We start from the raw sequence: 26,475 nt of genomic DNA on the forward strand, positions 1-26,475 counted from the left end.
GCTGTCCGACGGCGACTGGCTGGAGAACTTCCTGGAGCCGGGACGTTCCGAGGTCCGCGCCGGAATGCTGGCGATCATGGCCGAGACCAGCAAGGGGTGGCGCGGCGAGGTCCAGCTCGCGCAGGACCCGTCGCGGTGGATCGAGCTGGTGCTCTCCACCCTCAACCGTGACGGCTCCCACTACATGTTCACCGCCCAGCTCGTCGACACCACGGAGCAGCACAGCGCGCGCCAGCTCCTCGAGGCGGCCCTGGTCAAGGAGCGCGAGGCCGTCGTCGAGCTCCAGCGCCTCAACGACGCGAAGTCCACGTTCGTCTCGTCCGTGAGTCATGAGCTGCGCACCCCCGTGACCAGCGTCGTCGGCTACACGGAGATGCTCATCGACGGGGTGGGCGGCGACGTCAACCCCGACCAGCGCGACATGCTCGGCCGGATCCGGCGCAACGGTCAACGCCTCATGGTCCTCATCGAGGACCTCCTCACCGCCTCCCGGCTCGAGTCCGGCGCGAACACCCCGGTCCTGCGCAACCACGACCTGCGCGACACCGCCAAGGGCGCGCTCGAGGGGGTCGCGCCGCTGCTGCGCGACCGGCGGCTGCGGATGAACCTCGAGGTCGGCAGCCAACCGACGCCGGTGCTCGCCGATGCCGGTCAGCTCGAGCGACTGGTCATGAACCTGCTGAGCAACGCCATCAAGTTCACCCCCGACGGTGGTGCCGTCACGGTACGCGTGTCCCACAGCGGCACGAACGCCCTGCTCTCGGTGTCGGACACCGGCATGGGCATCCCCGAGGACGAGCAGGACCAGCTCTTCAGCCGCTTCTTCCGGTCCAGCAGCGCCCAACGGCAGGCGATCCAGGGCACGGGGATCGGCTTGTCGATCGTCCGCGGCATCGCCAGCCAGCACGGTGGGGCCGTGTCGGCCGCCTCGGTCGAGGGACTCGGCTCGACGTTCACGCTGAACCTGCCCCTCGACGACCCTGCCGCCGTGGACGCCGCCACCCTCTGACGCCGAGGTCCGGGCGCACGGACGTGGAAGAGTGGTGGCCGTCCGTTCCGGCCCACCCGACAGGGAGCACCGTGAAAGAGCACTTCCGGCTCGAGACCCACCCGATCGCCGACCCCGCGAACATCGTGCAGGGCGAACACCACCGGATCACCGTCCTCGACGCCGGGCTGGTGCGGCTGGAGTACAGCGCGACGGGGGAGTTCGAGGACCGGGCGTCGCAGACGGTGCTCAACCGCGCCTTCCCGCCGTGCGACTTCACGGTGACGCAGGGGGCCGACGGCCTGGTCGAGATCAGCACCGAACGCTTCCACCTCACCTACGACGGGGGCGAGTTCACCACCCAGGGCCTGTCCGTGTGGGCGAAGGGCGGGTTCCACTCCCAGGACAGCGTGTGGAGGTATGGCGTGCCGTCCCCGAACCTCGGTGGCACCGCGCGCACGCTCGACGACGTCGACGGCGCCATCCCGCTGGAGAACGGGATCCTCGCCCACGACGGCATCGCGATGGTCGACGACTCCTCGACGGTCCTGCTCACCGACGACGGCTGGATCACCCCGCGCCGCGAGGGCAACCTCGACCTCTACGTCTTCGCCTACGGCCGCGACTTCCGTCGCGCGCTCGAGGTGCTCTACACACTGACGGGCCCGACCCCGCTGCTGCCGCGGTACGCCCTCGGCAACTGGTGGAGCCGCTACCACCCGTACTCCGCGGACGAGTACCTCGCGCTCATGGACAAGTTCGCGGGCGAGGGCATCCCGTTCTCCGTCGGTGTCATCGACATGGACTGGCACCTGGTCGACATCGACCCGAAGTACGGCAGCGGCTGGACCGGCTACACCTGGAACCGAGACCTCTTCCCCGACCCGCAGGCGTTCCTCACCGCGCTGCACGAGCGGGGTCTGGCCACGTCGCTCAACGTGCACCCGGCCGAGGGCGTCCACGCGCACGAAGCCGCCTACGCCGCCCTCGCGAAGAGGGTCGGGGTGGACCCGGCCTCCGAGGTCGCCGTCCCCTTCGACCCCACCGACCCCGACTTCCTCGAGGCGTACTTCGAGGAGCTGCACCACCCGCTCGAGGACGAGGGCGTCGACTTCTGGTGGCTGGACTGGCAGCAGGGCGGAGTCACCCGGGTCCCCGGCCTGGACCCGTTGTGGCTGCTCAACCACTTCCACTACCTCGACTCGGGACGGGCGGGCCGACGGCCGCTGACCTTCTCGCGCTACGCGGGGATCGGCAGCCACCGCTACCCGATCGGCTTCTCGGGCGACACGATGATCACGTGGGAGTCGCTGGACTTCCAGCCGTACTTCACGGCGACGGCGAGCAACGCCGGCTACGGCTGGTGGAGCCACGACATCGGCGGCCACTTCAAGGGGNNNTGCACTCGGGCTTCAACCCGTTCAACACCAAGGAGCCGTGGCGCTTCGGCACGCGCGCCCAGCAGGTGATGACCGAGCACCTGCGGTTGCGGCACCAGCTGATGCCCTACCTCGCCACGATGAACGTCCGCGCGCACGAGGGGCGCCCGATCGTCGAGCCGATGTACTACGAGCACCCGGATGAGCACGAGGCGTACCAGGTGCCCAACCAGTTCATGTTCGGCACCGACCTGCTCGTGGCGCCCATCACCTCACCGGCCGACCGCGAGACCGGTCTCGGGCGGGTCAAGGCGTGGCTGCCGGAGGGGGAGTGGGTCGACCTGTTCACGGGCACCCGCTACCGCGGCGGTCGGGTGCTGCACCTGCACCGCGACCTCGGCTCCATACCGGTGCTCGCGCGGGCCGGCACGATCCTCCCGTTGGTGCCCGCTGACTCCCTCGGCGGAGGCACCGACCCGTCGAGCCGGATCGAGCTGCGCGTCGTCCCCGGCGCGGACGGGGAGTTCACCCTGGTCGAGGACAGGGACGACCAGCGGTGGGCCCGCACGCGGATCACGTATGACGACGCGACGGGTGCCGTGACCGTGCACGACGTGGAGGGCGACGGCTCGTCCGTGCCCGCAGACCGTTCGTACGACACGGTTCTCGTCGGGATCGACAACGCCGACCCGGTGGCCGCGGCGTTCGCGATCCTCGACCGGGCGCAGATGGGCTTCGAGCTCAAGGGCGCGGCCTACGAGGCGATCCGCACGGCCCCCACACCGGCCTCCGCGATCGGGACCCTGCAGGCGCTCGAGGTGTCGCCGGCTCTGCTGGGCGCGCTCACCGAGGTGCTGCTGGCCGGCTGACCTCCTCGGTTCGAGGTGTTCAGGTACCGGATCCCGGTCCTCGAACACCTCGAACCNCGCTCAGCCGGCGGTCAGCCGAAGAGGGTGCCGTCGCTGATCGCCTCGGCATCGGCCCGCAGGTCGGCGTCACGGACGACGAACCCGGGGCCGACGCGATCAGCGAGGAGGCGGCTGAGCTCGGCGTGGACCGTGTCGGCCGGCACCCCACCCATGGCGTCGCGCACCTCACGGATGGTGGCCCGCAGGACGGCGTTCGCGGCGTCGAGGCGGGCGACGTCCTCGTCCTCGATCATCATGCCCACGGTGCCCGGGGCGAACTCGAAGCGCGTCACGGGCCAAGCCTGCCGTGTCAGACCCAGCTGGGGAACCACATCCGCAGCGACCACTGACCCTGGGGGATGACCTGGGCGGTGTAGATCGGCCAGAAGAACGCGAACAGCACCAGCGTCAGCAGGCAGTAGGCACCCACGACGTAGAGGCCGACCTCGCGTCGGCGGCGCGAGTCGGTCCGCTTGCCGAGGACGATCCCGAGGACGAAGACGACAGCGAAGATGATCCACGGCTCGAACGCCACCGTGTAGAAGGAGTAGATCGTGCGCTCCTCGAGGCCGAACCACGGGAGGTAGCCGCCGGCCAGCCCGGCGAGGATGCCGCCGGCCCGCCAGTCCCGCTTGAACAGCCAGTAGAAGACGAGCACGAACACCGCAGCCGCGCCCAGCCACCAGATCGAGACCGTGCCGATCGAGGTGATCGCCTTGGAGCACTGGGCGACGGTGCAGCCGTCCTCGCCGCGCTTGGGCCCCTCGTAGAAGAACGACGTGGGCCGCCCCTGGACGACCCACGACCACGGGTTGGTCCGGTAGGGGTGGTTGTCGTGGAGGTTGACGTGGAAGGTGTAGATCTCCTGGTGGTAGTGCCACAGCGAGCGCACCGCGTCAGGGACCCACGGCGTGTCCTTCGACGGGTGGATCGCTCCCCACGTGCGGTCGTACCCGAGGTTCGAGCGGAACCAGCCCACCCAGGACGCGAGGTAGGTCAGCGTGGCCGTCCCCACCATGAGCAGCGCGGCCCACAGCCCGTCCTTGACGAGCATCGCTGAGAACCAGTGGCGCACCCCGGCAGCTCGCCGCGCGCCGAGGTCCCACAGCACCGTCATGAGGCCGAACGCCACGAGGAAGAACAGTCCCGACCACTTGGTGCCGGCACACAGGCCCAGGCAGACCGCCGCCACCCAGCGCCATGGTCGCCAGCCGAGCCACGGGCCGAGCCCGGTCGCGAGCTGGCGCGGCGTGAGGTCGGCGACCTTGGCGGCCAGGATCGCCCGCGAGCGGTCACGGTCGATGAGCAGCGCGCAGAACGCGGCCAGGGCCCAGAACATGACGATGAGGTCGAGCAGCCCCGTCCGGGACTGGACGAAGTGGTGCCCCTCGAAGGCCACGAGGAACGCGGCGATCGTCCCGAGCAGGGAAGAGCCGAACAACCGCCGGGCCGCTCGGCCGATCATGAGGATCGACAGCGTCCCGAGCACGCACACCGAGAAGCGCCAGCCCCACGACGAGGTCTGGCCGAAGAGGTGCTCCCCGACCGCGATGATCCACTTGCCGACGGGCGGGTGGACGACGAGGTCGCCCTCGGTCCCGAACACGTCGGGCGTGCCGCGGGTGAACAGCTCGTCGGGCTTCTTGATGCTGTCGGGCACGCGCATCTCGACGCCGTACTCGAGCATCGAGACGCCCTGCTTGACGTAGTACGTCTCGTCGAACACCAGCTGGTGCGGCCGGTCCAGCGACCAGAAGCGCATGATGCCGCCGACGACGGCGAAGAACAGCGGACCGAGCCAGCCCCACAGGGTGTCGCTGGGCCGGAACCCGAGCAGCCGTGATCGCAGCTCGTCGGTCCGGGTCATGCGCGACATCGTATGCACACCGGGCCTGACAGGATGACACCCGTGACACCAGAGCCGAAGGCAGGAGTCCTCGTCCTCGCGGCGACCCCCATCGGCGACCCCCGTGACGCCGCACCGCGGCTCGCGCAGGAGATCACCGGCGCCGACGTCGTCGCGGCGGAGGACACCCGCCGGCTGCGCCGGTTGTGCAACGACCTCGGGGTGACGCCCGGGGGGTCGGTGCTCAGCTACCACGAGCACAACGAGGCGGCCCGGACCCCCGAGCTCGTCGAGCGGCTGCGCGCCGGCGAGCGCGTGGTCGTCGTGACCGACGCCGGTATGCCGTCCGTGTCGGACCCCGGGTACCGCCTGGTCGACGCGGCCGTGGCTGCCGGCGTCCGGGTCACCTGCGTGCCGGGGCCCAGTGCCGTGCTCATGGCGCTCGCGGTCTCCGGTCTGCCGGTCGACCGGTTCTGCTTCGAGGGCTTCCTCCCGCGCAAGGGTGGCGAGCGGGCACGCACCCTCGCCGCGCTGTCCGACGAGCGTCGCACCATGGTGTTCTTCGAGGCGCCGCACCGCATCGAGGTGAGCCTGCGGGCGATGGCCGAGGCCTGGGGGCCGGACCGTCGTGCGGCCGTGTGCCGCGAGCTGACCAAGACCTACGAGGAGGTCCGCCGCGGTGGCCTCGGTGAGCTCGCCGACTGGGCCGCCGACGGCGTGCGCGGCGAGATCACGGTCGTCGTGGCCGGGGCGACGCCGACGGTGACGTCCGTCGAGGAGGCGCTGCCCGCCATACGGGAGCGGGTCACGGCCGGGGAGCGGCTCAAGGACGTGTGCGCCGACGTCGCGGTGACCACGGGGCTGTCGAAGAAGTCGTTGTACGACGGGTACCTGGCGCAGCGGTGAGCCGGTCCCGGGCCGGCGCCCGGCTCAGGTGAGGAACGACAGGTGGTCCTTGAGCAGCGCGTAGCCGACGAAGGCGACGACGTCGAGGATCGTGTGGCACACGACGAGCGGGCCGACCCGCTTGGTGCGGGTGTAGACCCAGCCGAAGAACAGGCCCATGGCGATGTTGCCGATGAAGCCGCCGAAGCCCTGGTAGAGGTGGTACGAGCCGCGGATCAGGGCCGACGTCACGACCACTGCGGGCAGCGACCAGCCGGCCTGGCGCCACCGGGTGAAGAGGTAGCCGACCATGATGACCTCCTCGAGGACGGCGTTCTGCACCGCCGCGAGGACGAGGACGGGCACGGTCCACCAGTGGTCGGAGAGGTTGGCCGCGGCGATGGTGGTGTTGAACCCGGCGGCCTTCGCCGCGGCGTACAGCGCGAGTCCCGGCAGTCCCACGGCGGCTGCCAGCAGCAGTCCCCGGACGAGGTCCCGGCCGGGCTGGCGCAGGTCTGCCCCGATGGCGTGGGTGGCGTCGGGGCGGTCGCGCCGCAGCAGGTGCACGGCGAGGGCGACCGGGACGAGGGCGATGACGATGCCGACGAGCTGGTAGGCCAGGTCGAGCCAGGGTCGGTCGGGCGTCACCGACGAGTTCATCGCGGTGGTCTGCTGGTTGAGCGCGCGCTGCTGCGTGAGCTTGTTGATGATCGACAGGAGCGACCAGATCGCCGACGCCCCCAGGCTGACGCCGAGGACGAGGACCGTCTCGGTGACCAGCGAGCGACGCGACAGCGGGGTGGTGGCGACGGTCATGCGCCCATCCTGTCCGCGAACCCTGAGAGCGTCATGCAAGCGCTGAGCGGCTGTCGCGTCGCCGCCGTCGCCGCCGGGCGATGCGCCACAGCCACACGAGCAGCGCAGCGAGGGCGACGAGCAGGACGATCACTAGGACGGGCAGGAAGACCGCGACCAGGCTCATCCCGATGGAGGCGCCGTCCTCGACGGTCGAGGCGACCGGGGCGCCGAAGCCGAGGGTTCCGGCATTGATCGCCGGCCGCGCCACGGTCTTGCCGGTGTGGACCAGGCCGGACACCACCACCCCCAGGGCGATCCCGACCCACGGGTGGTCGGTCATCCAGGTGGAGCGGTCGATCTGGTCCGCCGCAGACGTGGCCGCGAAGACCAGGCCACCCATGCTCGGACGGATGAAGGTCTGCACGGCGTCGTTGACGGTGTCGACGGCGGGGATCTTGTCGAGCACGACCTCGGTGAGCAGCAGCAGGGCGCCGATCCCGATGGCCCACCAGGACTCGATCCAGGCGTAGGACTGGGGGAGCGTGAGGACGTCGGTGAAGCGTGCGACGAGCGCAACGAGCAGGAACGGGATGTAGGCGTTCAGGCCCGCCGCGGCGGACAGGCCCATGCCGGTGAGGGCGGCGATCATCGGTCACCTCCTAGGGCGAAGGGCCCGGCAGCCGTGGTGGCTGCCGGGCCCTTCGGGTGGATCACGGTCGTGCGGGTGGTGCTGTGGAGCTGGGTCAGCAGGGCTTCCCGTTGAGCGCGTCGTTGGACACGATCGCCGTGCCGCCGATGGCGCGGATGAGCCTCGGCTCCAGCTCGTTGACCGCCTTGAACGTCTCGGCCGGGACGCACTTCTGCTGGACCAGCAGCAGCGGGGCGCCGATGACGGCCGAGGAGGTGGAGGCGGACAGGGCGTCCGGGAACGTGCTGCCGTTGGCCAGCATGACCGCGCCGCCGGTGGGCAGGCCCAGGTTGTGCGCCGTCAGCGCCGCGGTGCCGTAGCGGTTGGCTCCACCGAGGCGGGTGATCTTCACGTTGGGCAGGACCATGCGGATCTTGGAGGCGACCGCGCCGGAGACGGCGCCGGTCCCGCCCAGGATGCGGACCTCGGTGGGGTTGGTGTCCTCGAGGGCGAACTGCGTCACGTCCGGAAGGCTCGCGGGGTCGGTCAGCATGAGCGGCGCACCGGCGATGGACCCGGCGGCGCCACCTGCGAGGGCGTCGGCGAAGGTCTTGCCGCTGGAGAGGTAGACGACCGACGGCGGGGTGGGCTCGGCGTCGGGGTTGGCCTCGTCGAACTGCCACGTGAAGTACGACGCGAAGGCCGCCGTCTCGTAGCGGTTGTCGCCGTACAGGCGGTCGACGAAGGGGACGACCTTGGCGAGCTGGTCCTCGATGCCGCTGCTGACCGCACCGGTGCCACCCATGATGACGATGGACTCGACGCCGAGGCGCTTGATCTCGGCGATGGTGCCGGCCGGGACGGTGCCGTTCGGCGGGACGAGGAGGAGGGGGCCACCGATGCCTGCCGCGGCAGGGCCGCCGGCGAGGGCGTCGGGGAACTGCATCCCGGAGGCGACGACCAGCGTGCCACCCGCGAGCTGCTTGTCGTCGTAGCTGGTCTTGGAGACCGCGACCGACGTGGCGTAACGGTCGGCACCGGCCAGACGACCCGTGGTGGGCTCTCCCGCGGCGTTCGGGGCCACCTTCTTGGCGGTGGCGCGGTGGTCGGAGCGCTGGTGCAGCAGCTTCGCCAGCGCCTTGGCCTGGGAGGCCGACTGGACGGTCTGGGGGGCGGGCTTGGTCACCGGTGACGCGGTGGCGGCGCCAGCTCCGAGCGGGACGGCGATCACTGCAGCGATGAGGGCTGCAGCCTTGGGCAGACGGTTGGCCATGTCTCTTCTCTCTGGAAAGGCGGCATCTCCCCGCCGCACGCGCTCACAGTAGGTCCTCACCCGCGTCGAAGTAAGGCATAACCGGCAAAATTTGTGCCTCCCCACGGAACCGACACGTCCGGCCGGTTCGGCAGGAGGTATGACGCGCGCGATGGCGCGCGGGCGCCATACCGGTGCGGGGGTGCCTGGAGCGCCCGGAAGTCGCTTGCCCGTGCCCCCTAGGATCGGTGCGTGAGCACCGCAACCGTCGTCCCATGCTCCCGAGCCCTGCCGGCACCGCACGTGCGCTGCCCGGGCACCGAGGCCGTCGCCGCATGAAGGTCCTGTCCGCCGTCGCCTGGCCCTACGCCAACGGGCCGCGCCACCTCGGCCACGTCGCCGGGTTCGCCGTGCCGTCCGACGTGTTCAGCCGCTACATGCGGATGGCCGGCAACGACGTCCTCATGGTCAGCGGCTCCGACGAGCACGGCACCCCGATCCTCGTGCTGGCCGACCAGGAGGGTGTGACCGCCCGCGAGCTGGTCGACCGCAACCACGCGATCATCGCGCACGAGCTCGCCGACCTCGGGTGCTCCTACGACCTCTACACGCGCACCACGACGGCCAACCACTACTCCGTGGCGCAGGAGCTGTTCACGCAGGTCTGGAAGAACGGCTACATGGTCGAGCAGACCACCCGTGGCGCCATCTCCCCGTCGACGGGCCGGACGCTGCCCGACCGCTACATCGAGGGCACCTGCCCGATCTGCTCGTACCCCGAGGCCCGCGGCGACCAGTGCGACAACTGCGGCAACCAGCTCGACCCGACCGAGCTGATCAACCCGCGGTCCAAGGTCAACGGCGAGACCCCGGAGTTCATCGAGACGCAGCACTTCTTCCTCGACCTGCCGGCGCTCGCGGACGCCCTGCGCGAGTGGCTCGAGGGTCGCGAGGCGTCGGGTACGTGGCGTCCCAACGTCATCAAGTTCAGCCTCAACATCCTCGACGACATCCGCCCGCGGGCCATGACCCGCGACATCGACTGGGGCATCCCGGTGCCGCTCGAGGGCTGGGTCGACCAGCCGACCAAGCGTCTCTACGTGTGGTTCGACGCCGTCATCGGGTACCTGTCGGCCTCGGTCGAGTGGGCCCGCCGGCTCGGTGAGCCCGAGCGCTGGCGCGAGTGGTGGAACGACCCGGAGGCCGTGTCCTACTACTTCATGGGCAAGGACAACATCACCTTCCACTCCCAGATCTGGCCGGCCGAGCTCCTCGGGTATGCCGGTCTGGGCAGCAAGGGGGGAGAGCCGGGGGCGTTCGGGACGCTCAACCTGCCGACCGAGGTGGTCTCGAGCGAGTACCTCACGATGGAGGGCAAGCAGTTCTCGACGTCCCGCGGGTACGTCATCCACATCCGCGACGTGCTCGAGCGCTACGGCCCCGATGCGATCCGCTACTTCATCTGTGCGGCCGGACCGGAGAACCAGGACTCCAACTTCACCTGGGCCGAGTTCGTCCAGCGCAACAACTCCGAGCTCGTCGCCGGCTGGGGCAACCTGGTCAACCGCACGGCGGCCATGGTCGCGAAGAACTTCGGCGAGATCCCGCAGCCCGGTCCGCTCGAGCCGGTCGACGAGGCCGTCCGGGCCAAGGTGCTCGCGGCGTTCGGGACGGTCGGCGACCTGCTCGCGCGCCAGCGGATCAAGTCCGCCGTCGCGGAGGCGATGCGCACCGTGGGCGAGGTCAACAAGTACGTCACCGACACCGAGCCGTTCAAGCTCAAGGGCGAGGACCAGCAGGTCCGTCTGGCGACCGTGCTGCACACCCTCGTCCAGTGCGTCAGCGACCTCAACACGGTGCTCAGCCCGTTCCTGCCGCACTCCTCGAACGCCGTGCACCTGGCCATCGGTGGCGAGGGCGGGTTCATGCCGATGCCGGCCGTGCAGGACGTCCCCGGCCTGGACGCCGGCGACGAGGGCCGCAGCTACCCGATCATCACCGGCGAGTACACCTCGACGCCGCGCTGGGAGTCCCGTCCGGTGCGTGTCGGGGCGAGTGTGACCAAGCCCACACCCATCTTCACCAAGCTGGACGAGGCGGTCGTCGAGGAAGAGCTCGCCCGGCTCGAGCAGAGCTGACCGGACGGCCCCGGATGGCGGACCCCACGAGCAGCGACGCGCCCGCGCGCACCGGCCACGGCCGGGTGCCGACCGCGCCCGACCCGTTGCCCATCCCGGTGGTCGACAACCACACCCACCTCGACATCGCGCGCGAGGGGGAGGACGCCCCCGACGTCGCTGCCGCGGTGGCGCTCGCGGCCTCGGTCGGGGTCGACCGGATGGTCCAGATCGGGTGCGACCTGCCCGGCGCCAGGTTCACCGTCGAGGTCGTCGACCGGCACCGCGCGATGCTCGGCGGGGTGGCCCTGCACCCCAACGAGGTGCCCCGCCTCGCCGAGCAGGGCGACCTGCCCTCCGCCTGTGCGGAGATCGAGGCGCTGGCCGCCCACCCCCGGGTCCGGGTCATCGGGGAGACAGGGCTGGACTACTACCGCACCGGTCCCGAAGGGGTTGGGGTGCAACAGGATTCGTTCCGGTGGCACATCGACCTCGCCAAGCGCACGGGCAAGGCGCTCCAGATCCACGACCGTGATGCCCACGACGACGTCCTGCGGATCCTCGCCGAGGAGGGGGCACCTGAGAAGACGGTGCTCCACTGCTTCTCCGGAGACATGGGTATGGCGCGTGAGTGCGTCGAGCGCGGCTACTACCTGTCCTTCGCCGGGACGGTCACGTTCAAGAACGCCAAGGGCCTGCGGGACGCCCTGGCTGTCACCCCGTTGGACCGCCTGCTCGTCGAGACCGACGCCCCGTACCTGACGCCGGTGCCGTGGCGGGGGGCGACGAACTCGCCCTTCCTCGTCCCCCTCACGGTCCGGGCCATGGCAGGGGTCCTGGGCGTCGCCGTGCCGACTCTCTGCCAGGCCCTGAGTGCCACGTCGGAGGACGTCTACGGCCCCTGGTGAGGTGGCGTCGGGCGCGTGGGCGCACATGGTGCTCCTGTGACGGGAGTCCCGCATGTCCTTGGTGAAAGCAAGACGGTTCCGTTATCAAAAGTTGACCTACGGGAGATCGGCGGTCATGGTTGATGACTGTTGGCCGGGGTCGGACCCTGGGTGACGCGAGCGGGGGTGCTCAATCCGTCGGGGAACCGGCGGCCCGGAGCGCCCCTCTTTCTTTGCCGGTGGAACCCTTGCCGGCGGGACGCGGCACCCCACCGATGCCCGGGGAGATCGACCACTGGAGCATTGTGATCACCCGTCCCGTTCGGCGTATCGCCCAAGCCGCGGTGGTGACGTCCCTCGTCGCCGGAGCCGTTGGCGTCTCGCACCTCGACAAGTCCGTGACCGTCTCGGTCGACGGCAAGCCCTCCACCGTCCACGCCTTCGGCGGCACGGTGGGTGACGTCCTCGCGAAGCAGGACATCACCCTCAAGGAGCACGACGTGGTCGTGCCGGCCCCCGACACCAAGGTGTCCGACGGGCAGAAGATCGTCGTCCGTTACGGACGCAAGCTCACCGTGACCGTCGACGGCGCCACGCGTGACTACTGGACCACCGCGACCACGGTCGACGGTGCCCTGCAGGAGCTCGGCATCCGCGCCGACTCCGCCAAGCTCTCCGCGTCACGTTCGATGAGCCTGGGCCGCGAGGGCCTGGCGCTCTCCGTGACCACCCCTAAGGACGTCCTCGTCCGCGTGGACGGCAAGAACCGCTCCGAGACCACGACGGGCACCACGGTCGGTGCCGCGCTCAAGGAGCTCGGCGTGACCATGGACGCCGACGACCGCGTGGCTCCCGGCCCCGCGCGTGCGGTGACCAAGGGCATGAAGATCTCGGTCCTGCGCGTCTCCGCCACCCAGGCCAGGACCACCGAGTCGATCGCCGCCCCGGTCTCGCAGAAGAACGACAGCGGCCTGTTCAAGGGCCAGAGCAAGGTCCTCAAGGCCGGCTCCGAGGGTGCCCGCGTCACCACCTGGCGCGTCACCAAGGTCGACGGCAAGGTCGAGAGCCGCAAGAAGCTCTCTTCCGTCGTCACCCAGAAGCCGGTGACCAGGATCGTCGCCGTCGGCACCAAGTCGCGCCCGGCGGCCACCACCAGCAGCCGTCCCAGCGCGGGCAACACCTCCGGCGCCGGGATCAACCTCTCGAACGCCGCGATGTGGGACCGCATCGCCCAGTGCGAGTCGACCGGCAACTGGTCGATCAACACCGGCAACGGCTACTACGGTGGCCTGCAGTTCGACATCTCGTCGTGGATGGCCAACGGTGGCGGGGACTTCGCGTCGCGCCCTGACCTGGCCTCCCGGGCCGAGCAGATCACGGTGGCGAACCGCTACTACGCCAAGGCGGGCCTGAGCCCGTGGGGATGCGCCCACGCGGCCTGATCGCCGTGCCGACGTCCTGACACGTCACCGACGGCGCCCTCGACCCCACCGGGTCGGGGGCGTCCTCGTGTGTCCCGCCGGGTGTCCCTGGGTGTGAGGGGAGCGCGCCCACCTCCCCTAGAGTTCTTGGCATGGCGGAGCAGACCAGCGGATTCCTCGGGGCCGCCCAGATCCGCGAGATCGCCGCCGGGCTCGGGATGCGTCCCACCAAGCAGTGGGGCCAGAACTTCGTCGTCGATGCCAACACGGTCAAGCGCATCGTGCGGCTGGCCGGTGTGGGTCAGGACGACGTCGTGGTCGAGGTCGGACCCGGTCTGGGCTCGCTCACCCTGGCCCTCCTGCCCGAGGTGGGTCACGTCACGGCCGTCGAGGTGGACCCGACCCTCGCGGAGGCGCTGCCGGGCACGGTGAGCCGGCTCGCGCCGGCATACGCCGACCGGCTCACGCTCGTCCACGCGGACGCGATGCAGGTCCGCGAGCTGCCCGACCCGCAGCCCACCGCCCTCGTCGCGAACCTGCCGTACAACGTCTCCGTGCCCGTGGTGCTCAACTTCCTCGAGACCTTCCCGACGCTCGAGCGGGTGCTCGTCATGGTCCAGCTCGAGGTCGCCGAACGCCTCGCCGCGTCGCCGGGGTCCAAGGCCTACGGCGTGCCGAGCGTCAAGGCCGCCTGGTATGCCGCGGTGCGGCTCGCAGGGACGGTGCCACGCAGCGTGTTCTGGCCGGTGCCGAACGTCGAGTCGGGCCTGGTGCTGCTGGAGCGGCGACCGGCGCCGACGACCGCCGCCAGCCGCCGCGACACCTTCACCTGCATCGACGCGGCGTTCGCCCAGCGGCGCAAGACGTTGCGCGCCGCGCTGAGCGGGTGGGCGGGTTCGGCCCCCCGCGCCGAGGAGTACCTGCGCGCCGCCGGGGTCGACCCCCGCACGCGGGGCGAGCAGCTGGGCATCGCGGAGTTCGCCGCGATCGCCGCGGCCCGCGCCGCCCTCGGCGACTGACGGACCACGGCCACCGGTTTCAGGGCGTCGTCGGGCAGACGACGGCCGAGCCGGCTCCCGACGCGGTGCGCTCGGCGAGCTGGTCCGCGCCCCGCTCCCGGGCGAGGTTGAAGTCGAGCCAGTCGCCGCGGACCGGCACCTGGAGGCCGCGCACCGCGCAGGCGAACTCGGCGTCCGGCAGCCGGACGATCGCGGGGAGGGCGTCCGCGGACAGCGACCGCAGGTAGGCGTAGTCGACGGGAGTGGTGGCCTGCGTGCGGGAGAGGTTGTGCTCGGCGATGTAGAGGTCCGGGTTGACCAGGGCCAGGCCCAGCAGCCCGAGCGCTCCGGTCCGGACGGCGACCGGGACGAGCCACCGGCGCCCGCCCACGACCCCGGCGACGAGCACCATCACCAGCACGAGGCCGAGCCAGCCCTCGAAGACCGAGACGAGCAGCCGGAGCCGGGTGAAGCCGTACGCCTCCACGTAGAGGCTCATCCGGTGCAGGGCGGAGACGACCACGACGATGGTCATCAGGCACAGGGCGCCGAGCGCCACGTCACGGCGCCGGGACGGCTCGGCCTTGTGGCTGGCCCAGGCGACGACGGTGAGGGTGAGCACGGTCGCCACGGTCAGCTGGCCGAACCCCTCGTGGACGTAGTCGGCGTACGTCAGCCCGGTCGTCCGCTGGAGGTAGTCGTGGCCACCGAAGAGCGCGGTCGCCTGAGCGACGAGGAAGGCGGCGAAGACGGCGTTGACGGCCGCGATCGGGGCCAGCCACTCGAAGGGGCGGCGGCTGGGACGCAGCCGAGGTTGGAGGCGGTCGACGGCGGGAGGGGCGAGGCCCACGTAGGCCGCCGCGAGGGTGCCGCCCGCGACGAAGAGGGCCAGGACCGTGCGGGCGGGCAGGTCGTTCCAGGTGATGTCCGGGGTGATCGCATCGACCCAGGTCGCGAAGAGGGCATCCGCTGAGGCGAACAGCGACCCGAACACGAGGAGCAGGACGGCGGACAGGAGCCCTGCGCGCACGGCCGGGATCCAGCTCTGCGTGCCGCCGCGGGGTCGCAGCGTGCGCCCCAGCCAGGGGAGACCGCGCAGGCCGGCCAGGGGGACGGCCACGGCGGACCCGACGGTGCCGAGGACGGAGCTCGCACGGGTCGAGCCCACGGCGACGAGGGCCAGCGCCGCCAGCAGGCAGAGCGCCGTGATCCACGCGGCGTCGCGCAGCACCAGGGTGACGAGCAGCAGGACGACGACGGCGACGTCGGCGGTGTCCGTCCAGGACCAGGTGCCCCTGCCGGCCCGGCGGGTGCGCGTCGCGAGCACCGTGGCGCAGATGGCCGCGAGCACGAGTGCTGCGCCGAGCCCGATGCGGTGGTCGGGCAGCACCAGGGCGGCGAGGATGCCGGACGCGGCAGCTGCCCCCACGAGCCCCGGCCGGCGCCGGTCCGCGTCGGGCCAGAACGCGGTGAGGGTGTCACGGGCGGGCGCGGGCAGGGGTGGCTGCGAGGGTGCCGGCGGGGTCAGGGTGCTCATGACGGGCTCCTTGGTCGTGGTCGGACGGGTGGGGTCGACGGGTAGCAGCACCTCGATGCGGCAGCCGTGCTCGCTGTCGGCGACGGCGATGGTGCCGCCGTGCAGCTGGACGACCCAGCGCGAGATGGCCAGGCCCAGCCCGGTGCCGCTGTTGTGGGCTGCGCTCGTGGTGAACCGCTCGAACACGAGGCCGCGTTCGGCCGGCGCGATGCCCGGTCCGTCGTCGGCGACGTCGAGGCGGACCCGGTCGCCCTCGGCGACGGCCGCCACCCTGATCTCGCCGTCGCGCGGGCTGTGGCGGGCGGCATTGTCGAGGAGGTTGGCGAGCAGCTGGTGCAGGCGGTCCGCGTCCGCCGACAGCCGCAGTCCGGGAGGTGAGACCACCACGGAGTAGCGCAGACCGTCGGTCCGGGCCTGCGCGACGGCCTCCTCGAGGAGCTCGGCGACGTCCACCTTCGCGACCTGGAGGGGTGTCACGCCCTCCTCCACGCGGGACAGGTCGAGGAGGTCGCCGACCAGGCGGCCCAGTCGCTCGGTCTGGGCCAGGGCTGAACGCAGCTCCTCGGGGCCGGGTTCGGAGACGCCGTCGACGAGGTTCTCCAGGACGGCCTGGAGCGCGGAGATCGGGGTCCGCAGCTCGTGCGAGACGTTGGCGACGAGGTCGCGACGGTGCCGGTCCACCAGCTCGAGGGTCGCCGACATCCGGTTGAACGCCCGCGCCAGCTCGCCCACCTCGTCGCCGGAGGTGGCGCGCACGCGCTGGGAGTAGTCCCCCTGCGCCATGCGCTGCGCCGCCACCGTCATCTCCCGCAGCGGCGAGGTCATGCCGCGGGCCAGCAGCTGGGTGACCACGAGGGCGGCCACGACCGCGACCGGCACCGTCGCCCATGGCGAGACGCCGAGGCGCGTGCCCACCACGGCGAGGACCGACGCCACGGTGATCGTCACGGCGACCAGCAGGCCGAGCTTGGTCTTGATGGAACGGGCCCGGTCGAGGGGACGCAGGTCGTAGTTCACGCGCCCGGCTCCAGGGCGTAGCCGACGCCGTGGACCGTGCGGACGCGGTCGGCGCCGAGCTTGCGGCGCAACGACTTCACGTGGCTGTCGACGGTGCGGGTGCCGGAGGCGTCGGCCCAGCCCCACACCTCGGCGAGCAGTGCCTCCCTGGACAGGACGGTGCCGGGACGGGCGGCGAGGCAGGCGAGCAGGTCGAACTCGGTGGGGGTGAGGTGCACCTCGGCGTCGCCCGCCCAGACCCTGCGCTGCGCGCCGTCGATCCGCAGGCCGTTGACGGCGACGGTGGGGGCGGGGGCGTGCGCCTCGGCAGCCCGCTCGACCCGGCGCAGCAGGACGCGGAGCCGGGCCACGAGCTCGCGCATCGAGAACGGCTTGGTCATGTAGTCGTCCGCGCCGATGCCGAGGCCCACCAGCAGGTCGGTCTCGTCGTCGCGTGCGGTAAGCATGAGGACCGGCACCGGTCGGGTCGCCTGGAGGCGGCGGCACACCTCGAGCCCGTCGAGCCCCGGCAGCATGACGTCGAGGACGACGACCTGGGGGTCCCACGTCGCGGCGTGGTCGAGGGCCACCAGCCCGTCGTGCACCTGCTGCGCGTCGAAGCCCTCGGCGACGAGGCGGGCGGTGATGGCGTCGGCGATGGTCGGCTCGTCCTCGACGACCAGGACACGGGGTGGATGGCTCACGGTTCGAGCGTAGGAGGAGCGCGAGGAGGGTCGGCGGAGATCATGTGAAGGTTCTGTGCAGATGTGTGAGGCGTCGGTCCTCGAGGGCCCCCAGGTGCCGGCGGCTGTGCTGATCCGCGCGGTGCGGCCGTCCCCGTTAGGGTTGCGACCATGACCTCTGCCGCCGTGATGCCGTCGTCCGTGACGGTGCGGGTCCCGGCCAAGGTCAACCTCGAGCTGCTCGTCGGTGCGCCCCGTGAGGACGGCTACCACCCGCTGGCGACCGTCTACCACGCCGTGAGCCTCTACGACGAGGTCACCGTCGCCGCCGCGGACGACTGGGGGGTGGGGGTCTCGGGCCCGCAGTCCCTCGGGGTGCCGGTGGACGAGAGCAACCTCGCCCTCCGGGCCGCGCGCATGCTCGCCGAGGTCGGCGAGGTGCGCGAGCCCGTGCACGTGAGCATCCGCAAGGACATCCCCGTGATGGGCGGTATGGCGGGTGGTTCGGCCGACGCCGCGGCCGCCCTGGTCGCGTGCGACCGGCTGTGGGGGCTGGCGCTGCCCCGGACCGAGCTCGAGCACATCGCGGCCGAGCTCGGGAGCGACGTCCCCTTCCTGCTCTCCGGCGGCACCTCGATGGGATCCGGGCGCGGCGAGGTGCTGGCACCAGTGCTGGCGCGGGGCAGCTTCCACTGGGTGTTCGCGCTCAGCGAGACCGGACTGTCCACGCCGGCCGTGTACGCCGAGTGCGACCGGCTGCGCGGCGACAAGGCCGTCAAGGACCCCTCATCGAGCCCGCAGATGATGCAGGCACTGCGCTCCGGCGACCCGCGGGCCCTCGGCGAGGCGCTTCAGAACGACCTGCAGGCGGCGGCGATCTCGCTCATGCCGGCGCTGGGTGACGTGCTCGACGCAGGCCTGGAGTTCGGGGCCCTCGGCGGCGTCGTCTCCGGTTCGGGACCGACCGTGGCGTTCGTGGTGGAGAACAACGAGGCCGCCCTCGACCTGGCCGTGTCGCTGACGGCCTCGGGCGCGGTGCAGGACGTCCGGCGCGCCACCGGCCCCGCGCACGGTGCCCACGAGATCAGCGGACCGCGGCCCGGCTGATGGCGAACCTCATCAGTGTCGAGCGCGCCTCCCTGGCCCTCGGCACCGCCCAGGTCCTCGACGAGGTGTCCCTCGGTGTCCTCGGTGGCGACCGCATCGGCATCGTCGGCCGCAACGGCGGCGGCAAGACGACCCTGCTCAGCGTCCTCGCCGGCCAGCGGGAGGTCGACTCCGGACGGGTGACCCGCGCCGGGGTCTCCAGCGTGGGAGTGCTCGCCCAGGAGGACGTCCTCGACCCCACCCACACCGTGCGCGAGGTGGTGCTCGGCGACCTCGCCGAGCACGTCTGGGCCGGTGACGCCCGCGTACGCGACGTGCTGACGGGCCTGCTCGGGGGCATCGAGGCGCAGTCCGTGGGCGGTTTCGAGGCGACGATCGGTCCGATGTCCGGTGGCGAACGCCGTCGGCTGGCGCTCGCCCGCCTGCTCGTGCAGGACCCGACCGTGCTGTTCCTCGACGAACCCACGAACCACCTCGACGTCGAGGGGGTCGCGTGGCTGGCCGAGCACCTGGTCCGTCACCGAGCCCGTCCTGACAACGCCGTCGTCGCGATCACCCACGACCGGTGGTTCCTCGACGCCATCGCCACGAACACGTGGGAGGTCGTGGACGGCACGGTCAACGCCTTCGAGGGCGGCTACGCGGCATACGTGCTCGCGAAGGCCGAGCGCGAGCGGATGGCGCAGGTGACCGCCGAGCGGCGCGACAACCTTCTCCGCAAGGAGCTCGCCTGGCTGCGCCGGGGGCCGCCGGCCAGGACGTCCAAGCCGAAGTTCCGCATCGACGCGGCCAACACCCTCATCGCCGACGAGCCGCCCCCGCGCGACGACGTCGAGCTGCTGAGGTTCGCCACCACGCGCCTGGGCAAGGACGTCGTCGACCTCATCGACGCGACCGTCGCCCTCGGTGACCGGGTCCTGCTCGACCGGCTCACCTGGCACCTCGCGCCCGGCGAACGCATCGGGGTCGTGGGGGTCAACGGTGCGGGCAAGTCCACCCTCCTGCGCGCCATCGCGGGTCAGCTGCCGCTGGCCTCGGGCAAGCGCAAGCAGGGCATCACCGTGCGCCTGGCCTACCTCTCGCAGGAGGTCAGGGAGCTGGAGCGGTATGCCGACTGGCGAGTCATCGAGGCGATCGAGGACGTCCGCAAGTTCGTGCGGCTCGGGCCCAAGGAGATCTCGGCGTCCCAGCTCGCCACGCGCCTGGGGTTCACCGGCGGGCGGCAGCAGACCCGGGTCTCCGACCTGTCCGGTGGTGAGCGACGACGGCTGCAGCTGACCAGGCTGCTCATGGACGAGCCCAACGTGCTGCTGCTCGACGAGCCCACCAACGACCTCGACATCGAGACCCTGACCTCGCTCGAGGACGTCCTCGACGGCTGGGCCGGCACGCTGCTCGTCGTCTCGCACGACCGCTACCTGCTCGAGCGGGCCTGCGACCGGCAGGTCGCCCTGCTCGGCGACGGCAAGCTCCGACAGCTCCCTGGCGGTGTCGACCAGTACCTCGAGCTCCGGCACGCGGCGATCGAATCTGCTGCGAGAGAAGCCATTTCGACGTCCGCGCGGGTGGACAACGCTCCGGCCGCCGGCACGTCCGGGCCGAGCCCGGCCGAGCTGCGCGAGGCGCGCAAGGACATGGCGCGGATCGAGAAGCAGCTGACCCGGCTGACGCAGCGCGAGGACAAGATCCACCTCGCTATGGCAGAGGCCGCCGCCGACCACGCGAAGGTGCTTGAGCTCAACGGCCAGCTGCGCGAGATCGTCGACGAGCGCGAGAACCTCGAGCTGGAGTGGCTGGCCGCGGCGGAGATCGTCGGCTGAGGAGCCTCAGACCTCGAACGGCGAGAGGAGGCGGCGCAGCATCGCCGCAAGCTCCTCGTGGTCCTTGGGGGACAGCTCGGCGAGCAGCGTGCGCTCGCGGTCGAGGAGGTCGGCCATCGCGGCGTCAACCGCCTGCTGCCCCGCCGGGGTGAGCCGGACGATGACGCCGCGGCGGTCGGTGGGGTCGGGGCTGCGGCCGACGAGGCCGCGACGCTCAAGCCGGTCCACGCGGTTGGTCATGGTGCCGCTGGTGACGAGGGTCTGGCGGATCAGCTGCCCGGGGGAGAGCTCGTAGGGGTCGCCGGCGCGGCGCAGGGCCGAGAGGACGTCGAACTCCCAACCCTCGAGCTGGTGCAGCGCGAACGCCTGCGCGCGGTCGAGGTCCAGGCGGCGGGCGAGGCGGGAGACGCGGGAGAACACCTGCAACGGGGCGACGTCGAGGTCGGGGCGCTCGCGCCGCCAGGCGTCGACGATGTGGTCCACGTCGTCGGCCGGTGGCACGACCGGTCCTGGGCGTCGGGGACTCATGGCGAGAACTGTACCCCTCATCAAGTATCTTGATATCAAGAGAAGTGAGGGGCATCATGAGGACATGAGCACCCACTGGGACCCGACGCAGTACGCCAAGTTCTCCGACCACCGGTCGCGCCCCTTCGGGGACCTCATGGCCCGGGTCGGTGCGAGCTCGCCCGGTCTGGTCGTCGACCTCGGTTGCGGCAACGGCCCGCTGACGTTGGGGCTCGCCCGCCGGTGGCCCGACGCGCGCGTCGTGGGCGTGGACCACTCGCCGGAGATGTTGGACGCGGCTCGAGAGCTCGACGCCGAGAGGCGCGTCGAGTGGGTGGAGGCCGATGTCGCGTCGTGGGACGTGGGCTCGCTCGGGGCGGCCCCGGACGTCATCGTCACCAACGCGACGCTGCAGTGGGTGCCCGGTCACCTCGCGCTCGTCCGCGCCTGGGTGCAGGCGCTCGCTCCCGGCGGCTGGTTCGCGATGCAGGTGCCCGGCAACAACGACGCTCCCTCTCACGCGCTCATGCGTGAGACGGCGGCGGACCACCCCGCGGCCGACCGGCTCGCTCCTGCGCTCGACCGGCTGGCCGTCCACGACCCGGCCCGGTACGTCGTGGAGCTCGGCGCCCTCGGCTGCGAGGTCGACGGGTGGGAGACGACCTACCAGCACGTCCTCGACCCCGGTGGTGCGCAGGACAACCCGGTGCTCGAGTGGGTGCGAGGGACCGGGCTGCGGCCGGTCCTCGAGGCGCTCGACGACGAGACGGAACGAGCGGCGTTCCTGGCGGACTACGACGCGCGGCTCCGCGTGGCATACCCCCGCACGCCGGTGGGAGTGATCCTGGCGTTCCGGCGGGTGTTCGCCGTGGCCCACCGCACCGGTGCCTGACCGCCGGGCGCGCCAGCGGCCTACTTGGCGGTGATGGCGAGGGTCGGCTTGTTCTCGAGGTTGGCGAGGCCGTTCCACGCGAGGTTGACGAGGTGGGCGGCGACGTCGGCCTTCTTCATCTTGCGCGAGTCGAGCCACCACTGGCCGGTGAGGGCCACCATGCCGACGAGCATCTGGGCGTAGAGGGGGGCGGTCTTGGGGTCGATCTTCCGGCGCTTGAACTCGGCCGCGAGGATGTGCTCGACCTGGCTCGCGACGTCGGACATGAGGCTCGCGAACGAACCGGTCGACTGCCCGGGCGGGCTGTCGCGGACGAGGATCCGGAACCCGTCGGTGGAGCTCTCGATGTAGTCGAGCAGGGCCATGGCTGCGCGTTCCAGGGTCTGGCGACTGTTGAGGTCGGCGGTCAGCGCTCCGGTGACGAGGCTGAGGAGGGCGGCGATCTCACGGTCGACCACGACGGCGTACAAGCCCTCCTTGCCCCCGAAGTGCTCGTAGACGACCGGCTTGGAGACGTTGGCCTTCGCGGCGATCTCCTCGACGGTCGTACCCTCGAAACCCTTGTCGGCAAACAACTTCCTGCCCACGTCGATGAGCTGCTCGCGACGCTGCTTCCCGGTCATGCGCGACTTCGCGACCGCGGTCACGGGCTTGTCATGGCTGCTGCTCACACGCTCCATCATGCCTGTTGCCCCCGCCCCGCCCGACCGGTGTGCCGCGTGGCCGGACCGCGAGGTCCAGCGGGGTGAGGGCACCGCCGCGGATTGGCTACCCTTTGCAGGTCCCTCTGCGGGACGTTCCCCGGTTGGTCTGCTGGCAGGGCCCGCCTGACTTTGAATCAGGACAAGCGACGTAGGTTCGATTCCTACCCGGGGAGCCACAGGTGGTGGTCAGCGACCCTGCAGCCTCGGTGGCGGTGCGGGAGGCCGCGTTGATCGGCTGGCTGTCCTCGAGCCCGACGTGCCGGCGTCCAGCTCGTCCGACTGCGTCGCCCCATCGGCGTCCGCGGCAGCCAGGAGCGGTTCGAGATCCCCGCCCGGGTGGGAATGCCCCCGGACGGCCCTAGGCGCGTCCTCGGATGAGTTGGCGGGCCTCCCTGTCAGGAGCACCACCGCGCTCCAGGAAAGGCCTCTCGGCATCGGTCGGCGGCAGTGGCAGGCGGACCACGAAAGAGCTTCCGCGGCCGTACTCACTTCGGACGGTGACCGTCCCGCCCATCAACTCGGTCAGCTCCCTGCAGATCGCTAGTCCGAGACCGGTCCCGCCGTACTTGCGGGTTTCGGAACCGTCAACCTGCTTGAACGACGCGAAGATCGCGTCCTGGTCCGGCACGCGTATCCCGATGCCGGTGTCAGACACTTCGAACCTGACGACCGAGCTGTCAGCGGGTTCGTTGCAGCCGGATGTCTCAGGAGCGACGGTCAGGGTCACCTTCCCTTGATGCGTGAACTTCAGAGCGTTGTCGAGCAGGTTGGTCACCACCTGGGACAGTCGCGCAGCGTCTCCTACGACCAGGTGGTTCAGGTGCGGATCAAGACGCCATTCGAATCCGATTCCTGCCTGGGACGCCCGCAGCTCGTAGACCTCAGCGACATCCCCGATCATGGCCTGCAGATCGAACGGTTTGGGCGCAAGCCTGAGTTGACCGGCCTCGATTCGGGAGAAATCCAGTACCCCTTCGACGAGGGTCTTGAGCAGCTCCCCCGAGCGGTGCATCTTTCCCAACAACTTGAGTTGGACGTTGTTCAGCGGGGTGTCCTCGAGCATCTCCGCCGCAGCAAGAACCGTGGTGAGGGGTGTGCGGATCTCGTGACTCATGTTGGCCAGGAACATCGACTTGGCATGGGAGGCCTGCAGGGCTTCGTCTCGCGCCCGTTCCAGCTCATGGTGTGCGTGCTCCACCGAGCGGAGCAACCGCCGGGTCCGCACGAATGCCAGCGTCACCACCAATGCTGTGCCGACGAACAACCTCAGCGGGTATTCCGACGCACCGCGAAGGTCGTTGACGAGTTCGAGGCCGGGAGGCACCAGCAAGGGACACACTGCGACCAGGAGTTGACCCACCCCGCCGCTCGCCGAGGTCTCAGGCACCTCTGTGGACACCGGACCGGCGGGCCACGCGGCGCGCGCCATCAGGACAGGGGCAACCATCCACGCCGGATCCAGAAACGTCTGCTCGATCGCACTGTTGCGCGACAGCATGTAGGCGATGTCGGCGGCCAGCCACAGGCACGCCCCCAGCGCGAACGACCTACCGATCGCCGAACGAGCACCCCGGCTCATCAGGGTGCGCAGGACCAACGCGAGCAGCACGGCATCCGCCACTGGATATGCCGCCCACACCACGCGCACCAACGGACCTACGCTGTCGTCGGCGACGATGGTTCCGAGCGAGATGTTCCACAGGATCATCAAGCCGACGACCGCGATGGTCCCTACGTCGAGGGCGAAGTCCATCTGGTGGCGCGGTCCGCTTGCGTCACGGCCCGTTGCGAGCACGCGCCACAGGGCTGCGCATAGAACGACGTAGCTGGCGAACCATGGCGGGTCCGCGATCGACACGTCCGTGCTGGCGCCTGTCACGTCGAGAAGGGTCCACAGCACGTCGCCGAGGGCCGTCAGTGAGACGCCTGCAGCGATCAGTCGTGGCACCTCGCGGTGTCCGTGCGGTACCCGCGCCGCGCCGACCCAGGCGCCCACACTCGCGGCGATCAGAACGCCGAGATAGCTGGCTTCGGCGATCGCCGCGTTGCCTGCAGTCACGTGGACCACGACAGCCGCGGAGACGGCAAGCGCCACGACTCCACTTGGCCTGGGTGCCATGGTCTTCATTGGAATGACTCTATGACCGCAGCGTCGGCTTGCCCGGAGCCCAGAAAAAGTGTGTCCAAAGGAACGAGACCACTACGACCAACCAGCGGGCTCCCCGCCGAAGAGCGTCCGGAGGCCGTTCCGCGCGCACCACAGGGACCGGGCCGTGACGACATACGTGGTTGTGCCGTTGAAGCCGAATCATGGTCCGCGCGAGGCGAGGAACGTCAGGACCTCGGTCTCGTCCGCCTCGGCGGCCCTCGCCAAGAGGGTTCGTCGCAGCGAGTCGCTCGGGGACATGCCGCCGAGTATGCCGCGTCAGGCCGGGTTCGCGGTTCGGAGGCAGAACTCGTTCCCGTCGGGATCGGTCATGGCGACCCAGCCCTCGCCGCACTGCCCGAGGCTCGACCTCGCGGCGCCGAGGGAGAGGAGGCGCTCGACCTCATCGGTGTCGCCTGCTGCGTGCGGGGCGAGGTTGAGGTGCAGCCGGTTCTTCGCGAGCTTGGGGTGGAAGGGCGGTCCGCCCCAGCTGATCTTCGATCCGCCCTCCGCGGCCTGGATGGCCGTCTCCTCGTCCTGGTCCCAGACCAGCGGCCAACCCAGGGCCTCGCTCCAGAAGTAGCCCACCTGCTGGCTGCCGTCGGAGGAGAAGGCGCCGATCCGGCCGGTGCCGCGCAGGAAGTTGTTCGTCGGCTCCACGACGCAGAACTCATTGCCCTCCGGGTCCGCCAGGACGACGTGCTCCTCCTCGGGCAGCTGTCCGACATCGAGGTGTCGTCCGCCCGCCGCGAGGGCGCGCGCCACCGTGTCCTGCTGGTCCTGCAGCGACAGGGTCATCAGGTCGAAGTGGATCTGGTTCGGCCGGGTCTTCGGGACCTCCGTGGGCAGGAAGCGGACCTGGAGCTGCCCGTCGTCACCGGGGAGCAGGGTCACCCCGTCGTCGGCGACGTCCCGGCCGAGCACGCTCGCCCAGAACCCCGCGAGGCGACGTGGGTGCCGCGCGTCGAAGCACAGCTCCACCAGCCGGCTGGTCATCGCGCCTCCGAGTTCGATCGGCCCAGCGGGTGCTGCCCTCACCCGGGGTTTCCACGGATCGACGCTAGGCGTCGGTTCATGGGGACGCAACGGAATTCCGGCCGGCCGTCCCGTCGCGTTCAACGCTGTCGGCGCAGTCGGTCCAGAGACGGTCACCCGCACGGGCTCCCCTCCTCGGGCCCGGCCCGCAGGCGCCCTCGGAGCCTTTCGCCAACCCGGAAGGCGCTCGGCGACGAACTCCTCCCCGTGGCCGTCACATCGACCACCTGATCCGGAGGCATCACATGACCCGCAAGATCACACTCATCGCCCTCGTCCCCGTTCTGGCCCTCGGCCTGGCTGCCTGTGGCTCGTCGAACTCGGACAGCACCTCGTCGCCCTCCACCTCCTCGACGTCCATGTCGTCCATGCCGATGCCCTCGGAGACACCTTCGTCCAAGGCGGCCGAGTCGCCGACGTCGAGCGCGTCCGACGCCGCGTCCCCCGTCATCACGATCACCGACTTCAAGTTCAAGGTGCCGGCATCGGTGGCGCCCGGCGCCACCATCACCATCAAGAACGGTGACTCGCAGGCGCACACCGTCACGTCCAAGTCGGGCGGCTTCGACGTCAAGATCGACCCGAACGGCACCGCGACGATGAAGGCCCCCGACAAGGCGGGCAGCTTCGACTTCGTCTGCACCTTCCACGCGGACATGTCCAGCACGCTCGTCGTCAAGTGAGCACCGCACGCACCGTTGTGCAGCAACGGAGCTCGCGAGACAACGCTGGCGTCCTGCTCCGCGTGGCTGTGGCTCTCTGCCTGGTCGTGGACGCCGTCGTGCACCTCCACCTCGCCGGTGGGTACCAGCAGTCCGCCCCGAGCGGCATCGGTGCGGGCAACCTCTTCCGCATCCAGGCCGTCTTCGCGCTCGGCGTCGCGGTCTGGCTCGCCTGGCGCGGTGGCCGCGCTGCCTTCCTCGCCGCCTTCGCCGTGGGGG

The 26,475-nt window shown here is 70.8% G+C and carries 23 protein-coding genes, 1 tRNA gene and 1 pseudogene; 14 read left to right on the forward strand and 11 right to left on the reverse strand.

The genetic code is table 11. The features are described from left to right. Positions 1-184 precede the first annotated feature (184 nt). From ASD62_RS21025 to ASD62_RS20790, 3 genes are all read left to right on the forward strand, one after another. Positions 185-1,009 (forward strand): HAMP domain-containing sensor histidine kinase, encoded by an 825-nt coding sequence (locus ASD62_RS21025; RefSeq protein WP_162254772.1) that lies wholly within the window; start codon positions 185-187, stop codon positions 1,007-1,009. Positions 1,010-1,080: 71 nt separating this feature from the next. Beyond that, positions 1,081-2,385 (forward strand): glycoside hydrolase family 31 protein (locus ASD62_RS20785; RefSeq protein ID WP_304438299.1); only part of this gene is annotated, 1,305 nt, incomplete at its 3' end. A gap of 164 nt (positions 2,386-2,549) precedes the next feature. Beyond that, entirely contained in the window at positions 2,550-3,236 is a 687-nt protein-coding gene (locus ASD62_RS20790; protein WP_369818822.1) for a DUF5110 domain-containing protein, read from the forward strand. A gap of 71 nt (positions 3,237-3,307) precedes the next feature. Here the strand turns inward: ASD62_RS20790 and ASD62_RS14400 are convergent, their stop codons facing one another. Then, positions 3,308-3,568 carry a hypothetical protein gene (locus ASD62_RS14400; protein WP_056916542.1) on the reverse strand — a complete coding sequence of 87 codons (261 nt, stop codon included), beginning with the start codon at positions 3,566-3,568 and terminating at the stop codon, positions 3,308-3,310. 17 nt (positions 3,569-3,585) lie between these two features. Further along, on the reverse strand, positions 3,586-5,142 hold the full coding sequence (locus tag ASD62_RS14405; RefSeq protein ID WP_056916543.1) for a dolichyl-phosphate-mannose--protein mannosyltransferase: 1,557 nt from the start codon (positions 5,140-5,142) through the stop codon (positions 3,586-3,588). Positions 5,143-5,175: 33 nt separating this feature from the next. On the opposite strand from ASD62_RS14405, the gene rsmI reads away from it, so the two are divergent. After that, a complete protein-coding gene (gene rsmI / locus ASD62_RS14410; protein WP_056917416.1) occupies positions 5,176-6,027 on the forward strand; it encodes a 16S rRNA (cytidine(1402)-2'-O)-methyltransferase in 852 nt (283 codons plus the stop codon). A 24-nt stretch (positions 6,028-6,051) separates the two neighbouring features. Here rsmI and ASD62_RS14415 read toward each other — a convergent pair whose 3' ends face one another. The 3 genes from ASD62_RS14415 to ASD62_RS14425 form a co-directional block, all read right to left on the reverse strand. Continuing rightward, positions 6,052-6,822, reverse strand: coding sequence for a CPBP family intramembrane glutamic endopeptidase (locus ASD62_RS14415; RefSeq protein WP_056916544.1), 771 nt, complete (start codon positions 6,820-6,822; stop codon positions 6,052-6,054). A 31-nt stretch (positions 6,823-6,853) separates the two neighbouring features. Next, on the reverse strand, positions 6,854-7,453 hold the full coding sequence (locus ASD62_RS14420; RefSeq protein ID WP_056916545.1) for a DUF4126 domain-containing protein: 600 nt from the start codon (positions 7,451-7,453) through the stop codon (positions 6,854-6,856). A 94-nt stretch (positions 7,454-7,547) separates the two neighbouring features. Further along, the gene (locus ASD62_RS14425) at positions 7,548-8,705 is read right to left on the reverse strand and encodes a cell wall-binding repeat-containing protein (protein WP_056916546.1); all 1,158 of its coding nucleotides are present in this window, start codon (positions 8,703-8,705) and stop codon (positions 7,548-7,550) included. Positions 8,706-9,019: 314 nt separating this feature from the next. Between ASD62_RS14425 and metG the strand changes: the two genes are divergently transcribed. The 4 genes from metG (at position 9,020) to rsmA (ending at position 14,128) form a co-directional block, all read left to right on the forward strand. Continuing rightward, positions 9,020-10,822: a methionine--tRNA ligase gene (gene metG / locus ASD62_RS14430; protein ID WP_056916547.1), complete on the forward strand. Its 1,803-nt coding sequence runs from the start codon at positions 9,020-9,022 to the stop codon at positions 10,820-10,822. A 14-nt stretch (positions 10,823-10,836) separates the two neighbouring features. Continuing rightward, positions 10,837-11,709: a TatD family hydrolase gene (locus tag ASD62_RS14435; RefSeq protein WP_056916548.1), complete on the forward strand. Its 873-nt coding sequence runs from the start codon at positions 10,837-10,839 to the stop codon at positions 11,707-11,709. A 326-nt stretch (positions 11,710-12,035) separates the two neighbouring features. Next, positions 12,036-13,130, forward strand: a complete 1,095-nt coding sequence (locus ASD62_RS14440; protein WP_304438300.1) for a resuscitation-promoting factor — start codon at positions 12,036-12,038, stop codon at positions 13,128-13,130. Positions 13,131-13,261: 131 nt separating this feature from the next. Next, on the forward strand, positions 13,262-14,128 hold the full coding sequence (gene rsmA, locus ASD62_RS14445; protein ID WP_056916550.1) for a 16S rRNA (adenine(1518)-N(6)/adenine(1519)-N(6))-dimethyltransferase RsmA: 867 nt from the start codon (positions 13,262-13,264) through the stop codon (positions 14,126-14,128). Between the two features lie 19 nt (positions 14,129-14,147). Here the strand turns inward: rsmA and ASD62_RS14450 are convergent, their stop codons facing one another. Both ASD62_RS14450 and ASD62_RS14455 read right to left on the reverse strand, forming a co-directional pair. Then, positions 14,148-16,661: a DUF4153 domain-containing protein gene (locus tag ASD62_RS14450; RefSeq protein WP_056916551.1), complete on the reverse strand. Its 2,514-nt coding sequence runs from the start codon at positions 16,659-16,661 to the stop codon at positions 14,148-14,150. Next, the gene (locus ASD62_RS14455; protein WP_056916552.1) at positions 16,658-17,344 is read right to left on the reverse strand and encodes a response regulator transcription factor; all 687 of its coding nucleotides are present in this window, start codon (positions 17,342-17,344) and stop codon (positions 16,658-16,660) included. The genes ASD62_RS14450 and ASD62_RS14455 overlap by 4 nt, the downstream gene beginning before the upstream one ends. Positions 17,345-17,494: 150 nt before the next feature. On the opposite strand from ASD62_RS14455, the gene ASD62_RS14460 reads away from it, so the two are divergent. Further along, positions 17,495-18,430: a 4-(cytidine 5'-diphospho)-2-C-methyl-D-erythritol kinase gene (locus ASD62_RS14460; protein ID WP_056916553.1), complete on the forward strand. Its 936-nt coding sequence runs from the start codon at positions 17,495-17,497 to the stop codon at positions 18,428-18,430. Next, positions 18,430-20,250 (forward strand): ABC-F family ATP-binding cassette domain-containing protein, encoded by a 1,821-nt coding sequence (locus tag ASD62_RS14465; protein ID WP_056916554.1) that lies wholly within the window; start codon positions 18,430-18,432, stop codon positions 20,248-20,250. The genes ASD62_RS14460 and ASD62_RS14465 overlap by 1 nt, the downstream gene beginning before the upstream one ends. A 6-nt stretch (positions 20,251-20,256) precedes the next feature. Here the strand turns inward: ASD62_RS14465 and ASD62_RS14470 are convergent, their stop codons facing one another. After that, complete coding sequence (locus ASD62_RS14470; protein WP_056916555.1) at positions 20,257-20,778, reverse strand: MarR family winged helix-turn-helix transcriptional regulator; 522 nt, start codon at positions 20,776-20,778, stop codon at positions 20,257-20,259. A gap of 64 nt (positions 20,779-20,842) precedes the next feature. Between ASD62_RS14470 and ASD62_RS14475 the strand changes: the two genes are divergently transcribed. Further along, positions 20,843-21,649, forward strand: a complete 807-nt coding sequence (locus ASD62_RS14475; protein WP_056916556.1) for a methyltransferase domain-containing protein — start codon at positions 20,843-20,845, stop codon at positions 21,647-21,649. Positions 21,650-21,669: 20 nt separating this feature from the next. Here the strand turns inward: ASD62_RS14475 and ASD62_RS14480 are convergent, their stop codons facing one another. Continuing rightward, entirely contained in the window at positions 21,670-22,272 is a 603-nt protein-coding gene (locus ASD62_RS14480; RefSeq protein ID WP_056917417.1) for a TetR/AcrR family transcriptional regulator, read from the reverse strand. Positions 22,273-22,447: 175 nt separating this feature from the next. On the opposite strand from ASD62_RS14480, the gene ASD62_RS14485 reads away from it, so the two are divergent. Beyond that, a tRNA-Gln gene (locus tag ASD62_RS14485) sits at positions 22,448-22,529 on the forward strand. 182 nt (positions 22,530-22,711) lie between these two features. Here the strand turns inward: ASD62_RS14485 and ASD62_RS14490 are convergent. Both ASD62_RS14490 and ASD62_RS14495 read right to left on the reverse strand, forming a co-directional pair. Continuing rightward, a complete protein-coding gene (locus tag ASD62_RS14490) occupies positions 22,712-24,481 on the reverse strand; it encodes a HAMP domain-containing sensor histidine kinase (RefSeq protein ID WP_082580838.1) in 1,770 nt (589 codons plus the stop codon). 297 nt (positions 24,482-24,778) lie between these two features. Further along, positions 24,779-25,495, reverse strand: a complete 717-nt coding sequence (locus tag ASD62_RS14495; protein ID WP_056916558.1) for a VOC family protein — start codon at positions 25,493-25,495, stop codon at positions 24,779-24,781. A gap of 284 nt (positions 25,496-25,779) precedes the next feature. On the opposite strand from ASD62_RS14495, the gene ASD62_RS14500 reads away from it, so the two are divergent. Both ASD62_RS14500 and ASD62_RS20800 read left to right on the forward strand, forming a co-directional pair. Beyond that, positions 25,780-26,217 (forward strand): cupredoxin domain-containing protein, encoded by a 438-nt coding sequence (locus ASD62_RS14500; RefSeq protein ID WP_082580839.1) that lies wholly within the window; start codon positions 25,780-25,782, stop codon positions 26,215-26,217. Between the two features lie 62 nt (positions 26,218-26,279). Continuing rightward, positions 26,280-26,475: pseudogene (locus ASD62_RS20800) on the forward strand (hypothetical protein); the annotation flags it as partial.

It is taken from the genome of Phycicoccus sp. Root563, assembly GCF_001427915.1.
In the GTDB taxonomy this organism is placed as follows: Bacteria; Actinomycetota; Actinomycetes; order Actinomycetales; family Dermatophilaceae; genus Pedococcus.

Bases quoted from the DNA above. Each gene is read 5' to 3' on its own strand.
- ASD62_RS14435 (WP_056916548.1), top strand. From the start codon at position 10,837: ATGGCGGACCCCACGAGCAGCGACGCGCCCGCGCGCACCGGCCACGGC.
- ASD62_RS21025 (WP_162254772.1), top strand. From the start codon at position 185: ATGTTCACCGCCCAGCTCGTCGACACCACGGAGCAGCACAGCGCGCGC.
- ASD62_RS14465 (WP_056916554.1), top strand. From the start codon at position 18,430: ATGGCGAACCTCATCAGTGTCGAGCGCGCCTCCCTGGCCCTCGGCACC.
- ASD62_RS14470 (WP_056916555.1), bottom strand. From the start codon at position 20,778: ATGAGTCCCCGACGCCCAGGACCGGTCGTGCCACCGGCCGACGACGTG.
- ASD62_RS14480 (WP_056917417.1), bottom strand. From the start codon at position 22,272: ATGACCGGGAAGCAGCGTCGCGAGCAGCTCATCGACGTGGGCAGGAAG.
- ASD62_RS14425 (WP_056916546.1), bottom strand. From the start codon at position 8,705: ATGGCCAACCGTCTGCCCAAGGCTGCAGCCCTCATCGCTGCAGTGATC.
- ASD62_RS14420 (WP_056916545.1), bottom strand. From the start codon at position 7,453: ATGATCGCCGCCCTCACCGGCATGGGCCTGTCCGCCGCGGCGGGCCTG.
- rsmI (WP_056917416.1), top strand. From the start codon at position 5,176: ATGACACCCGTGACACCAGAGCCGAAGGCAGGAGTCCTCGTCCTCGCG.
- ASD62_RS20790 (WP_369818822.1), top strand. From the start codon at position 2,550: ATGTACTACGAGCACCCGGATGAGCACGAGGCGTACCAGGTGCCCAAC.
- rsmA (WP_056916550.1), top strand. From the start codon at position 13,262: ATGGCGGAGCAGACCAGCGGATTCCTCGGGGCCGCCCAGATCCGCGAG.
- ASD62_RS14460 (WP_056916553.1), top strand. From the start codon at position 17,495: ATGACCTCTGCCGCCGTGATGCCGTCGTCCGTGACGGTGCGGGTCCCG.
- metG (WP_056916547.1), top strand. From the start codon at position 9,020: ATGAAGGTCCTGTCCGCCGTCGCCTGGCCCTACGCCAACGGGCCGCGC.
- ASD62_RS14405 (WP_056916543.1), bottom strand. From the start codon at position 5,142: ATGACCCGGACCGACGAGCTGCGATCACGGCTGCTCGGGTTCCGGCCC.
- ASD62_RS14500 (WP_082580839.1), top strand. From the start codon at position 25,780: ATGACCCGCAAGATCACACTCATCGCCCTCGTCCCCGTTCTGGCCCTC.
- ASD62_RS14490 (WP_082580838.1), bottom strand. From the start codon at position 24,481: ATGAAGACCATGGCACCCAGGCCAAGTGGAGTCGTGGCGCTTGCCGTC.
- ASD62_RS14415 (WP_056916544.1), bottom strand. From the start codon at position 6,822: ATGACCGTCGCCACCACCCCGCTGTCGCGTCGCTCGCTGGTCACCGAG.
- ASD62_RS14475 (WP_056916556.1), top strand. From the start codon at position 20,843: ATGAGCACCCACTGGGACCCGACGCAGTACGCCAAGTTCTCCGACCAC.
- ASD62_RS14495 (WP_056916558.1), bottom strand. From the start codon at position 25,495: ATGACCAGCCGGCTGGTGGAGCTGTGCTTCGACGCGCGGCACCCACGT.